This window comes from Rhodococcus sp. B10 (genome assembly GCF_011770055.1).
Taxonomy (GTDB): domain Bacteria; phylum Actinomycetota; class Actinomycetes; order Mycobacteriales; family Mycobacteriaceae; genus Rhodococcoides; species Rhodococcoides kyotonensis_B.
In genome coordinates, this window is the sequence record NZ_JAAFYV010000047.1 from 1 (window position 1) to 13,780 (window position 13,780).

Below are 13,780 nucleotides of genomic sequence, written 5' to 3' on the forward strand. Positions count from 1 at the left end.
GTCGCGTGTGCTTCAGGTGTCCATCGATGCAGCAGCCGACACATCACGGGAAAGACAGCCATCGGCGTCAGCGCGGAAACGAGTCAAACCACTGCATCGACGAACCATTCCAGTATCACTGCGCGGAAAGTAGCAGCCTGGGCCAACCAAGCGCGCACGGGCGCCTCGCGCACCTTCCCTATTTCTGTAACGTGTTCTAGCCTCGTTTCATGACTGACTTCGCGAAGCTGTTCATCGGTGGCCAGTGGACGCCGCCATCGACCGGGGAGAAGCTGGAAGTCTTCTCCCCCGCAACGGAGGAGCGGGTCGGGAGCACTCCCGTGGCCGCCCCGGCAGATATCGACGCCGCCGTCGGTGCCGCGCGCAGAGCCTTCGACTCCGGGCCGTGGCCGCGGTCGACACCCGCGGAACGAGCACAGGTTCTAGCCAGTGCACGCAAGTTGATCGAGGCACGGATGCCCGAGATCGGGGCGACGCTCACCGACGAGATGGGCGCCCCCGGCGTCATGGTCGGCATGCTGCAACAGACGCCGTCGCTGGCGGTCCTCGACTTCTACGCGTCGTACGCTGAGACTTTTCCGTGGGAGGAGACGCGGCACGGCATCTTCGGCCAGACCACGGTGACGCGCGAGCCCGTCGGCGTCGTCGCGGCCGTCATCGCATGGAACGTGCCGCTGTTCCTGGCCATCAACAAGCTCGCTCCCGCGCTGCTGGCCGGCTGTTCGGTGCTGCTGAAGCCCGCACCGGAAGCACCGCTCGCCGTGAATCTGCTGGCCGACATCTTCGCCGACGCCGGCCTTCCCGACGGTGTGCTGTCGATTCTGCCCGGCGGCCCGGACACCGGCGAATACCTCGTCTCGCATCCGGACGTGGACAAGGTGACGTTCACCGGGAGCACGGCCGTCGGCAGGACGATCGGAACGATCGCGGCACAGCAGCTCAAGCGTTGCTCGCTCGAACTGGGCGGCAAATCAGCAGCAATCCTGTTGCAGGACATGGACGTTGCGTCGACCATGCCGATGCTGCTGCTGTCCGGCCTACTGAACAGCGGCCAAGGTTGTGCCGCACAGACACGCATCCTCGCGCCGCGTTCGCGGTACGACGAGATTCTCGACGCGATGGTCGCGGGCGCGGGCGCCATGGTCGTCGGCGACCCGAAGGACCCCGCGACCCAGCTCGGCCCGCTGATCTCCGAGAAGCAGCGCCGCCGCGTCGAGGGTTACATCGAAGCGGGTAAGGCCGAGGGCGCGCGGCTCGTACTCGGCGGCGGTCGTCCGGACGGCCTCGACACCGGCTGGTTCGTGGAGCCGACCATCTTCGCCGACGTCGACAACTCGATGACCATCGCACGCGAGGAAATCTTCGGCCCGGTCCTGTCCGTCATCCCGTACGACTCCGAGGACGAAGCCGTCAAGATCGCCAACGACTCGGACTACGGCCTCGCCGGCTCGGTCTGGACCACCGACATCGACCACGGGCTCGAGATCGCGGCGCAGATTCGCACCGGCACGTACGCCATCAACTGGTACGCCTTCGACCCGAGCGCCCCCTTCGGCGGCTACAAGAACTCCGGCATCGGACGCGAGAACGGCCCCGAGGGTCTCGACGCGTTCTGCGAGTCGAAGTCGGTTCTGATGCCGCCGGGATATGTGCCTGCGGCGCCCGTGCGCGGATAGTTGCACCCTGGCCCAACTATCCGCGCACGGGCGCGGAGCGCACTACGCGCCCAGACGCTGCTTCAGCGCGTCGAACTCGTCCTTGATGCCGGTGGGAAGCTTCTCGCCGACGAAGTCGAACCACTCCTCGATCAGCGGGATCTCGGCCTTCCACTCGTCGACGTCGACGTTCAGAGCCTCGGCGACGTCCTCGACCGTGGTGTCGAGGCCGGAGATGTCCAGAGCGTCGGCGGTCGGGACGACACCGATCGGGGTCTCGACGCCCGCAGCCTTGTGCTCGATACGCTCGACGATCCACTTCAGGACGCGAGAGTTCTCACCGAATCCGGGCCACAGGAAGCGCTTGTCGTCGCCGCGACGGAACCAGTTGACGTAGAAGACCTTGGGCAGCTTGGAGTCGTCGGCGTTCTTGCCGAGGTCGATCCAGTGCTGGAAGTAGTCTCCGACGTTGTAACCGAGGAACGGCAGCATCGCCATCGGATCGCGGCGAATGGTGCCGACCTTGCCCTCGGCCGCTGCAGTCTGCTCGGAGCCGACCGTCGCACCCATGAACACGCCGTGCTGCCAGTCGCGGGCCTCGGTGACGAGCGGAACCGTCGTCTTACGACGTCCACCGAACAGGATCGCCGAGATCGGCACACCCTTCGGGTCGTCCCATTCGGCAGCCATCGACGGGCACTGCGACATCGGCACGCAGTAGCGCGAGTTCGGGTGTGCGGCAAGCGAATCCGACTCGGGCGTCCACTCGTTGCCCTTCCAGTCGATCAGGTGATCCGGCCGGTTCTCCAAGCCTTCCCACCACACGTCGCCGTCGTCGGTGAGTGCGACGTTCGTGAAGACCGAGTTGCCCTGGTCGATGGTCTTCATCGCGTTGGGGTTCGAGTCCCAGTTGGTTCCCGGTGCCACACCGAAGAATCCGAATTCGGGGTTGACCGCGTAGAGACGGCCGTCCTCACCGAAGCGCATCCAGGCGATGTCGTCGCCGATCGTCTCGGCACGCCAGCCCGGAATGGTCGGCTGGATCATCGCGAGGTTGGTCTTGCCACAGGCCGACGGGAACGCCGCGGCGATGTAGTAGGCCTTGTCCTCGGGGGAGATCAGCTTGAGGATGAGCATGTGCTCGGCGAGCCAGCCCTCGTCGTGCGCCATCGCCGACGCGATGCGCAGCGAGTAGCACTTCTTTCCGAGCAGGGCGTTGCCGCCGTATCCCGAGCCGTAGCTCCAGATCTCGCGATCCTCGGGGAAGTGGGTGATGTACTTCGTGTCGTTGCACGGCCAGGGAACATCCGCTTCGCCCTCGGCGAGCGGGGCACCGAGCGAGTGCAGCGCCTTGACGAAGAACCCGTCGATGCCGAGCTTGTCCAGCACGGCCGAGCCCATGCGGGTCATGACGCGCATCGAGACGACGACGTACTCCGAGTCGGTGATCTCGACGCCGAGCTTGGGGTCGTCCGCTCCGAGCGGGCCCATGCAGAACGGCACCACGTACATGGTGCGTCCGCGCATGCTGCCGCGGTACAGGTCGGTCATGATGCCGCGCATCTCCGACGGTTCCATCCAGTTGTTGGTGGGACCTGCGTCGATCTCGCGCTGGGAACAGATGTAGGTCCGCGACTCCACGCGGGCCACGTCCGACGGATCGGAGTTGCCCAGGAACGAGTTGGGCTTCTTCTCGTCGTTCAACCGAGTGAAGGTGCCTGCGTCGACCAGCTGGGTGGTGAGGCGCTCCCACTCCTCGTCCGAACCGTCAGCAAAGACCACCCGATCCGGCTCGGTGAGTTCTGCTACCTGCTGAACCCACGCAAGAAGTTCCTTGTGCTGGGTGGGAGGCGCGGCGTCAGTGCCGTTCAATCCGGGAATGGTCGCTGAGGTCATCTAACTCTCCTGGGGTGAGCCGGAATCAGTTCCACTTCGTCCACTGCTGGGCTTGGCAGGGGCGTGAGGCAGACCTGATCTTCCCCTCTCGGTGGGGAACTGCCCGATCGCGCGGTCCGCGTATACAGCATCATACTGGCTACGTCAAACCGACGACACGGGCGCCGGGTGTCCTGGTCTCAGGTTAACGCCGCATGTCGTCATTCCGGAATCAGGGTGTTGTCCGATTGGTCACAGAAACGATTCAGCTACCGGAAAGTAAGAGTTCAGACCCCTCACGCTGCGGAGATTCCATGTCAGGACATTACAAACAACGACTTCTTTTCATTCGAACAATTCCCCGGAATCCGTCCGTTTCCATTGCGAAGTACCGTCAGCTGCGCGAAAAACTTCCCAGGATTCGTAATGGCCGTCACGGGCCACCGCCGAAAACGTATCCATCACAGTGTCCCCATCTCGGTCCGTAGCGACGGTCACGCCGGCCTCGGTGCGCACGACACGTGTCTCCGACATGCCATCGCCGTCGAGATCGAACATCTCGACGCCGAGACCGAACGGGTCGTGATGTTGCGCGTCGACGTCCTGTTCGCTGTCGAAATCGGAACCGAGGAGAAATGCGTCGTCGATATCCATCACCCGGCGCTCCCTTCTGTGTCGTAGGGCCTAGTTGTTAGGACGCACCTCGGAGAGCGCCGGTTCCTGCGCCGCGACGACGAATCTCTCCACGCCCCGATCCAGAGCGGCCAGATCGCGGTCACAAGCCGCCAGCACCGACGCGCGATGATCGGCCGCGGTGCGGAGTTCCGATTCCACGCGGTCGAGCTCGGATTCGGCCGCGAGCGTCGCCGTCCCGATCGAATCGGTCGACGCCGACACGAACGCCTCTTCGACGGCGAGGATGCGAGCCTGTGCCGCCTGTTCCCACGACGACTTGGCCGAGGCAGCGGCGTCCGACGTCCACGTACGCAGATGCGCCCGATCCGCTACCGACGCGCGCGCACGCACCACCCACCAGGCCGAGAACGCGCCGAGAAGAAGTGCCGCAGGGACGACCGCGACCTCGAACGCGGGGAGCATCGACAACGGGGACACCACGATGCGGGCCAGGCCGACACCCGCGGACGCGCCGACCACCACCATGACTTTGTCCTCGCCGGTGCGGCGTCGCCGAGCGGGAGGCTCGATCCTCGCGAGTTGCGTTGCAGTCGAAGGCAATTCGATGTCGACCTCGACGTCGGTAGCAATCGCCTGCACCCGTTCGGTGACCCCGCCGTCCACTCGTTCACCGGCTCGCGTCAACTGCTGCGACAGGTCGGCAGGCAGATGTCGCAGTTCCGACCGCGTCGCGGACGCTATTGCCTCGCGGGCCCCCGCGACGAACGTGCGCGATTCCTCGCCGATCTCGTGCGTCACGTCGACGCGGAGCATCTGGAGTCTGTTCCGCAGCGTCGTCGTGCGTACCCGCCGTTCCCGGTCTCGTCGCTCGAGCAGATCGGCGCGTTCGGCGCGAAGGCCGACGGTCGCGCCCGTTCCGGTCACCTCACGCGCTCGGTCGACGATCGCGCGGCGGGCTCCGGCGACAGCGGCATGAACGGCGGCGTTGTACTTGCGCTCGCGCAGCATGCCGGGCGGTCGCTGCAGCGCATCGGCCAGAAACGCGCCGAGCGCAGCGATGCCCGACTCCTCGTACAGCGCGTCGCGCGCGGCCGCGTCGGCGACGTGACGTGCGCGGCGGGCGATGCCGGCCGACGTGGGCCACACCTCGACGTCGACGGCCCGAGGTATGTGCTCGGCGATCGACGACGCCACCGACCGCGTCACCTCGCGCCAATCTCGGTGCGCATCGATTCCGTCGACGACGATGGCGACCGTGGTCGATTCGAGCGCAGGCCGCATCTCGGCGAGCGCTCGACGCCCGATCGGGGAGGACGCGTCGACGGCGAACATCACGACGGCGGCCGAGTCGACGCGGGCGGCGGTCGGCGTAACGCCGAGGTGACGGAGTTCCTCGAGCAGAGTCGTGACGTCGGCATCGTGGATCCCGGTGACGAACAACCCTTCGGGCACAGCCCGGCGCGCGGCCCCGACGGCGTCGAGTCCGTCGGGAAACCATCGTCTGATCACGCCACCCATGTCGCCGGGGACGTCGATCACGATGCATGCACTCTCAGGTAGCCCCGCGAGATCGCGACCGCAGCCCGGCAGAAGTCGGGATTCGACGCCGAACGCGCTCGCCGGTGCCACTCGACCGCCGCTGCCAAGGGCTGACCGAGGTCACGCGCCTCGCCCACCGCACGCAGCGCCGACCGCATGACCGCCAGCACCGCCTCGTCGGTGGCGAGGTATCGCTCGATCTCCTCGCTCACGCGAGGGTGTTCCGCACACAACTCGGTCAGCCGATGCAGGAGCCGGCCTTCCCTGTCGGTACGGATGCCGTCGATACAGCGTCCGACGGCGTCGAGCACCGGCCGGACGCCACTGGCGTCGGCCAGCATGAGTCGCAGGGTGGCGTCGTCGACGGTGGGGTCGTTTCGAAGTATCCCCACGAGCAAGCGCACACCCGCCATTTCCACCTGATCGACCAGTACGCGTCGACGCCGTCCGGTTTCCGCGTCCGGTGCCGCGAGCGCGAAACGATCGGGCGTGAGTACTGCGTCGTCGGGCAACGATGCCGCCGTGCAACGAAGGTCGGCGAACGACGACGGCTCGCCGCGGGACAGGCTGCGCGCCACGGTGGCCATCAACGGCAGCACAGGAACGCCGACGGTGGCCGCCGACCGAGCGACCGTGTCCGACGCGTCGTCCAGCGTGTCGGCCTTGGCGAGCACGGCGACTGCCGTCGCCACCGACGACAGGACCTCGACGTCGGCGGCTTGCGCTCCCCCTGCCAACACGTGCACGACGACGTCGCCGTCGAGGATCGGATCGGGTGAGCGGGGAACGTCGACGGCCGCAGCCTCGGTGATGTCGACGGCGTCGCCGAAGCCCACTGATTCCGAGAGGGCTGCTTCCACGACCGCGCGCACTGTGGACTTTCCGACGCCCACTCGCCCGGACACCTGCACTCGGATGCGCGCGAAGCATCTGTCGAGTGCCAGGTCGATCTCACGCCCGAGATGCGCGTCGCGCACCGACGACTCCGACGCCAGTCGGCGAAGACGCCCTTGATCCACCCCGTTCATCGCGACCCCCCGCTTTTCACGTATCCCCGCCCCGGATTCGCGGGCAATTCTGACATACCGGTCCGACAGATTCGCGAATCCGCGGGCCGCTGGCCTGCGGTGACACCACAAGTCTCAACTACAACTCGAGACCCACCTGTCACACACTCTCTCGATGGGCGACAATGGACGCGTGAACGACGCACGGAGCACCACCCACAGCCCTCGACCAGAGGACGAGCGGCCCACCGACAAGGGCTCTCGGCTCTACCCTCGAGTGACGAGTTTTCGGTCTCGGCGTGGCGCTCTGACCGCTGCTCAGCAGGCCACATGGGACACCCTGTGGCCGAAGATCGGCCGCGACGTCGCCGACGAACACATCGACGTCGACGCATGGTTCGGCAGGTCCGGCCCCGCGATTCTGGAGATCGGATCCGGCACCGGAACCGCGACGACGGCGATGGCCAAGGCCGAGCCGCACGTCAACCTCATGGCCGTCGAGGTCTATCGCCCCGGACTGGCACAGACTCTCCAGCAGATCGAGCGCGACGACATCGAGAACATTCGTCTGCTGCGCGGCGACGCGATGGACGTTCTGGAGAACATGTTGACGTCGGAGTCGTTGACCGGGGTGCGCGTGTTCTTTCCGGATCCCTGGCCGAAGGCGCGTCACCACAAGCGCAGGCTGCTGCAGGGGCCGACGTTCGCGATGATCGCCGACCGTCTGAAGCCCGGGGGCGTTCTCCATGTCGCCACCGATCACGCCGAGTATGCAGAATGGATCGCCGAGGCCGGGAACGCCGAACCGAGGTTGTCCGTTCTCGACTGGGAATCGCCGATGACACACGAGCGTCCGGTCACCAAGTTCGAAGGCAAAGCACAGCTTGTCGGCAGCTCGGTGACCGAGCTCATATGGGGGAAGAGCAGATGATGAACGCCAGCGCAGACGTGTCGGACACCACGCTCGCCCCGATGCCCACGCTCGACACGGGTGATACTCGACACACGAAGCGAGTGCTCCTGGTCTGGGACGCCCCGAATCTCGACATGGGTCTCGGCGCGATTCTCGGCGGACGCCCGACGGCTGCGTACCGGCCGCGGTTCGATGCGCTGGGACGATGGCTTCTGCACCGCACCGCGGAGCTGTCCGCATCGGGCACGTCCACGCTCGAACCCGAGGCGACGGTGTTCACCAACATCGCGCCCGGCAGCGCCGACGTCGTTCGACCCTGGGTCGAGGCTTTGCGTAACGTGGGATTCGCTGTTTTCGCGAAGCCGAAGGTCGACGAGGACAGCGACGTCGACGCCGACATGCTCGACCACATCGCGCTGCGCAGTCGCGACGGTGGACTGGCAGGCGTCATGGTTGCGTCGGCCGACGGTCAAGCGTTTCGTGAACCGTTGGAAGACATTGCCGCGACCGGTGTTCCCGTCCACGTACTGGGATTTCGCGAGCACGCGAGCTGGGCCGTCACCTCGGAGACGCTGGAGTTCCTCGACCTGGAGGACATCCCGGGAGTCTTCCGTGAGCCTCTGCCTCGCGTGAGCCTGGACTCCCTGCCGGACGAGGGCGCATGGTTGCAGCCGTTCCGTCCACTGTCCGCCCTGCTCGTCGGGCGTCAAGGAGTTTCGTAGTGTTCGCCAGATGGGGAGATCTCGTCTACCGCTTGCGGTTCACGGTCATCGGAGTGATGGTCGCCGCCCTTCTGGGCTTCGCCGCGTACGGACTCGACCTGAACGACCATCTGAGCCAGAGCGGCTGGGACGACCCGGGCTCCGAGTCCGTCCAGGCGGCCAAGCTCGCCGACGACACCTTCGGGCGTGACAAACAGGGCGACGTCATCGTTCTGTACACGGCTCCCGAGGGCAAGACGATCGACGACCCGGAGTTCAACACGAAGGTCACCGACAGCCTGAACTCGCTCGTCGCCGACCATCCGGACCAGATCGAGAAGATCAACGGAACGTACTTCAAGGTCGACGGCGTCGTCAGCGTCGCCGCGCTCGCGACCGCGGACAAGACTCACGCCATCGCCAGTATCGCCATGCTCGGCGACAACGACACCGAGCTGACGAACAACTTCCAGGACGTGAAGGACGCCTTCTACATCGACGGGGTCGATGTACAGGTCACCGGCTTGCAGGCCGTCGCAGGCGCACTGCAGTCCACGATGGCGGGTGACATCCACCGCATGGAACTGTTGGCCATCCCGGCCGTCGCCGTCCTGCTGTTCTTCATCTTCGGCGGCGTCGTCGCCGCGGCGCTCCCGCTCATCGTGGGCGGTCTGACCGTCGTCGGCGCCAACGGCATCGTCAAGGTCTTCACCCACTTCACCGACGTCAACAGTTTCGTCGCCCCCGTCGTCTCGCTGGTCGGTCTCGGCCTCGCCATCGACTACGGCCTCTTCATCGTGTCCCGCTTCCGTGAAGAACTCGGCGACGGCTACTCCGTCCAACAGGCCGTTCGACGATCGGTCATGACGGCAGGACGAACCGTCGTCTTCTCGGCGACGATGATCGTCGCCAGCCTCGGTGGACTCCTGCTCTTCCCGCAGGGCTTTCTCAAGTCGGTGGCCTACGGGTCGATCGCAACGGTCGTTCTCGCCGCGTTGACGGCGGTGACGATCCTGCCCGCGATCCTGTCGATCCTCGGCCGACGCGTCGACGCGCTCGGATTCAAGTTCATGCGCAAGACCAAGTCGTCCGAGGAAATCGAGAACGGCATGTGGGGCAAGCTGACCCGCTGGGTCATGCGCAACCCGCTGAAGGTCACCGTTCCGATCGTCCTCGGCCTCGTGCTGCTCACCCTCCCCGTCGGCAACATCAAGTTCGGCGGCATCAACGAGACCTACCTGCCGCCCGACAACGTCACCCGGCAGGCCCAGAACGAGTTCGACGAACTGTTCCCCGGTCAGCGCACCGAGCCCATCAAAGCAGTCATCCAGAACGCTCAGGGCGCCGATCTGGCTGCGATCACCAGGCAGCTCAACGAAGCACCGGGCCTCATCGAGAAGTTCTCCCCGACCGGCGCGAGCAAAGACGGCATCATCGTCTTCAAGGCAGGCCTCGTCGACCGCAACGACTCCACACCCGCGATCGATCACCTGCGCAGCATCGATGTTCCCGACGGCGCCACCGTCCAGATCACCGGAACGCCCGTCATCGAGCAGGACTCGATCACCGCGCTGGTGAACAATCTGCCGTTGATGGCGGTGCTGGTCGTCTTCGTCGTGACGCTGTTGATGTTCCTGACGTTCGGATCGTTGGTGTTGCCCATCAAGGCAGTGCTGATGACGACGCTCGGCCTCGGCGCCACGATGGGCATCCTGACGTGGATATTCATCGACGGCAACGGCGCCAGCTTCATGAACTTCACGCCCGGGCCGATCATGGCTCCCGTCCTCGTGTTGATCATCGCGATCGTGTTCGGTCTGTCGACCGACTACGAGGTGTTCCTGCTCTCCCGCATGGTCGAGGCGCGAGAACGCGGCGCCTCGACGAGCGAGGCCATTCGCGTCGGCACCTCCCACACGGGGCGCATCATCACCGCGGCCGCCCTGATTCTCATCGTCGTGACCGGAGCCTTCGCGTTCTCCGATCTCGTGATGATGAAGTACATCGCTTACGGCATGATCGCCGCGTTGATCATCGACGCGACTCTCATCCGCATGTTCCTCGTGCCGGCGACGATGAAACTGCTCGGCGACGACTGCTGGTGGGCCCCTGCCTGGATGAAGCGCATTCAGCAGAAGCTCGGGCTCGGCGAGACGATCCTCGAGGACGAGATGCTCCCCCAGGACGTTCCGGAACTGTCGCCTGCAGGCGGTCCGATCCGGCCTGCCGCACGCACCGCGCCCCGCGTCAACGAGCCCTTGACCGAGCCGATCCCCGTCGTCGCACCCAGCGGCTCCGGGCCGATCCGTGCGACCCACGCAGCCAAGGAAGAGGAACGCCGATCGGCGACGGGCAGGCCGTCTCAGGCACCCGCCGACGCGTCGACGCCTCCTGCGCGGCCGCGGACCGTCGCCACCCCGAAGGTCTCCGACGAGCCTCGGCCGGTGCGCGCGCCCGATCCGATCAGCAAGCCCGAACCCGTTCGTAGGCCGCAGCCGGCGACGCGCGAGACAGCGCAGCCGGCTCGCTCGAGCGAGCCGACACGGTCGTCGACGCCCGATCCGCGTTCGATCGAGAGCTGGCTCGCGGACCTACGCGCGCCGACCCAGAAACCCAGCACACCCGAGCCGTCGAAGGACACGCACTCCGACGACGAGCAGTCGACCGCAGGAAGCACCGGAACGCGTAACGGCACCACGCGCAACGGATACGGCCGGACGGGCACGAACGGCTCCTCCCGCGGAACGAACGGCAGCGCCACGAACGGGAGCGCTACCAACGGCAGCGTCGCCAACGTAGCCAACGGCACGGGAAACAACGGCACGGGAAACAACGGTGCCAACGGCACGTACAACGGCGGCCGGACCAACGGTTCCGCGTCGTCACCTCGCACGCCGGCCGAGCCACGGCAGCGCTACGACGTCTCGACGCGTAACGCACCGTCGCGCCGCGCGGAGACACCCGAGCCCGAGCAGCAACGACCGAGCCGGGGAGCGTCCCAGCGACCGACCCAGGGCACGACTACCGGACCAGCACAGCCGCGCCGGAACGAGGAGGCTGCTCCTTCGACGACGCGCGCGAGCCGTAGGGCCGCGGAGAATGCCGATCAGCCCGAGTCCGACGCGGACAGCGGACGCCACCGGGGCGGTCAGCAGGCGCTGAGCGTCAGTGAATTGCTCGCGAGGGAGCGGCGACAGTAGCCGACCAAGACGACCGAACGGCCACTCCGAATCATCGGGGTGGCCGTTCTGTATGCGGATCTTTCTGTACGAGATGTACACGACACCATCGACATGGGGGAGATGAATGTTCGCGACATGGGGGAATCTGGTCTACCGCGCGCGGTTCACGGTCATCGGAGTGATGGTCGCGGGATTGCTCGCGCTGGCCGGGTACGGCATCGGCGTCGAAAACCATCTCAGTCAAAGCGGTTTCGACGATCCCGGTTCCGAAGCCGTCGAGGCGGCTGCACTCGCGGACGACACGTTCGGTCGTGACGCGCAGGGCGACGTCCTCGTCCTGTACACGGCTCCGGACGGCAGAACCGTCGACGATCCTGAATTCTCCGCTGCGGTCGTCGCCAGCCTGACGGCCCTCGGAACCGATCATGCGGACACGATCGACAAGATCAACGGTACGTATTTCCCTGTCCCCGACACGGTCCGCGCCGCAGCGCTGGCCACCGAGGACAAGAAGCACGCGATCGCGAGTATCGCGATCGCCGGGGCCGACGACACCGAGCGCACCGACAACTTCCAGGCCGTGGAGAACGCCTTCTACATCGACGGTGTGGATGTCCAGGTGGCCGGCCTGCAGGCTGTCGCAGGCGCGTTGCAATCGACGATGTCCGAAGACATCCACCGTATGGAAGTGTTGGCCATCCCTGCCGTGGCGGTCTTGCTGTTGATCGTCTTCGGCGGCGTCGTCGCTGCGGCGCTACCACTGATCGTCGGGGGTCTGACCGTCGTCGCCGCCAACGGCGTCGTTCGCGCGTTCACCAACTTCACCGAGGTCAACACGTTCGTGCAGCCGGTCGTGTCGATGGTGGGCCTCGGATTGGCGATCGACTACGGCCTCTTCATCGTCTCCCGCTTCCGCGAGGAACTCGGCGACGGCCGTTCTCCGTCCGACGCGGTCCGCCGCACCGTCATGACAGCGGGCCGGACCGTCGTGTTCTCCGCGACGATGATCGTGGCGTGCCTCGGCGGACTGCTGTTGTTTCCGCACGGATTCCTGAAATCCGTTGCCTACGGCTCGATCACGACCGTTGCGCTGGCAGCCCTGACGGCCGTGACGATCCTCCCGGCACTTCTCGCGATCCTCGGCCGACGCGTGGACGCACTCGGCTTCGCGTTCATGCGCAAGACGAAGTCGTCCGAGGAGATCGAGAACGGCATGTGGGGCAAGCTCACTCGCTGGGTCATGCGCAGGCCGGTCAAGGTCGCCCTCGCGATCGTCCTCGGATTGGTGGTCCTGACACTTCCGGTCGGTCGCATCGAGTTCGGCGGTATCAACGAAACGTATCTGCCGCCCGACAATCCGACGCGCGTCGCGCAGGAGCAATTCGACGAGTTGTTCCCCGGTCAGCGCACCGAGCCTCTGAAACTCGTCATCCAGAATGCGCAGGGCAGCAGCCTCGGCGCGATCACGAAGCAAGCCAACGAGGCCCCTGGTCTGATCGAGAAGTTCTCGGCGACCGGCGCCAGCAAGGACGGCATCATCGTCTTCAAGGCGGGACTCGTCGATCGCAACGACTCGCAGGCTGCGATCGACTACCTCCGCAGCATGGACGTGCCCGACGGCGCGACCGTCCAAGTCACGGGAACGCCTGCGATCGAGCGTGATTCGATCACCGCGCTCGTCGACCTGCTTCCACTGACGGCCATCCTCGTGGTGTGCATCGTCACCCTGCTGATGTGCCTGACGTTCGGATCTCTGGTGCTGCCGATCAAGGCAGTGTTGATGACGACGCTCGGGCTCGGCGCGACGATGGGCATCCTCACCTGGATTTTCATCGACGGCCACGGCGCGAATGCCATGAACTTCACCCCTGGACCGATCATGGCAATGATTCTGCTTCTGATCGCTGCGATCGTGTTCGGCTTGTCCACCGACTACGAAGTGTTTCTGTTGTCGAGAATGGTCGAGGCACACGAAAAGGGCGCCAGCACAACCGATGCCATTCGCATCGGGACCGCGCACTCGGGTCGAATCATCACTGCCGCGGCATTGATTCTCATCGTCGTCACGGGATCGTTCGCATTCTCGGATCTGGTGATGATGAAGTACATCGCCTACGGCATGATCGCGGCATTGATCATCGACGCGACGGTGATTCGTATGTTCCTGGTGCCATCGGTGATGAAGTTGCTCGGCGACGACTGCTGGTGGGCACCGAGGTGGATGAAACGGATACAGCAGAAACTCGGACTCGGCGAGACGTTCCTGTAGCTC

The 13,780-nt window shown here is 65.6% G+C and carries 9 protein-coding genes; 5 read left to right on the forward strand and 4 right to left on the reverse strand.

Annotated features, from left to right (window positions below):
• The first annotated feature begins 209 nt into the window (after nucleotides 1–209).
• Nucleotides 210–1,676: an aldehyde dehydrogenase gene (locus RhoFasB10_RS23520; protein ID WP_167678848.1), complete on the forward strand. Its 1,467-nt coding sequence runs from the start codon at nucleotides 210–212 to the stop codon at nucleotides 1,674–1,676.
• Between the two features lie 42 nt (nucleotides 1,677–1,718).
• Here RhoFasB10_RS23520 and RhoFasB10_RS23525 read toward each other — a convergent pair whose 3' ends face one another.
• The 4 genes from RhoFasB10_RS23525 to RhoFasB10_RS23540 form a co-directional block, all read right to left on the reverse strand.
• A complete protein-coding gene (locus tag RhoFasB10_RS23525) occupies nucleotides 1,719–3,551 on the reverse strand; it encodes a phosphoenolpyruvate carboxykinase (GTP) (protein WP_167678850.1) in 1,833 nt (610 codons plus the stop codon).
• A 324-nt stretch (nucleotides 3,552–3,875) separates the two neighbouring features.
• Nucleotides 3,876–4,184 carry a DUF6802 family protein gene (locus RhoFasB10_RS26845; protein WP_068427602.1) on the reverse strand — a complete coding sequence of 103 codons (309 nt, stop codon included), beginning with the start codon at nucleotides 4,182–4,184 and terminating at the stop codon, nucleotides 3,876–3,878.
• Nucleotides 4,185–4,214: 30 nt separating this feature from the next.
• Nucleotides 4,215–5,705, reverse strand: a complete 1,491-nt coding sequence (locus RhoFasB10_RS23535) for a hypothetical protein (protein ID WP_167678852.1) — start codon at nucleotides 5,703–5,705, stop codon at nucleotides 4,215–4,217.
• A complete protein-coding gene (locus RhoFasB10_RS23540) occupies nucleotides 5,702–6,733 on the reverse strand; it encodes a hypothetical protein (RefSeq protein WP_068427595.1) in 1,032 nt (343 codons plus the stop codon). The genes RhoFasB10_RS23535 and RhoFasB10_RS23540 overlap by 4 nt, the downstream gene beginning before the upstream one ends.
• Nucleotides 6,734–6,887: 154 nt before the next feature.
• Between RhoFasB10_RS23540 and trmB the strand changes: the two genes are divergently transcribed.
• From trmB to RhoFasB10_RS23560, 4 genes are all read left to right on the forward strand, one after another.
• Nucleotides 6,888–7,643: a tRNA (guanosine(46)-N7)-methyltransferase TrmB gene (gene trmB / locus RhoFasB10_RS23545; RefSeq protein WP_068427593.1), complete on the forward strand. Its 756-nt coding sequence runs from the start codon at nucleotides 6,888–6,890 to the stop codon at nucleotides 7,641–7,643.
• Between the two features lie 41 nt (nucleotides 7,644–7,684).
• Nucleotides 7,685–8,347: an NYN domain-containing protein gene (locus RhoFasB10_RS23550; protein ID WP_240931428.1), complete on the forward strand. Its 663-nt coding sequence runs from the start codon at nucleotides 7,685–7,687 to the stop codon at nucleotides 8,345–8,347.
• Nucleotides 8,347–11,526: an MMPL family transporter gene (locus RhoFasB10_RS23555; RefSeq protein WP_167678853.1), complete on the forward strand. Its 3,180-nt coding sequence runs from the start codon at nucleotides 8,347–8,349 to the stop codon at nucleotides 11,524–11,526. Before RhoFasB10_RS23550 ends, RhoFasB10_RS23555 begins: the two co-directional genes overlap by 1 nt.
• A gap of 106 nt (nucleotides 11,527–11,632) precedes the next feature.
• A complete protein-coding gene (locus tag RhoFasB10_RS23560; protein WP_167678855.1) occupies nucleotides 11,633–13,777 on the forward strand; it encodes an MMPL family transporter in 2,145 nt (714 codons plus the stop codon).
• Nucleotides 13,778–13,780 lie beyond the last annotated feature (3 nt).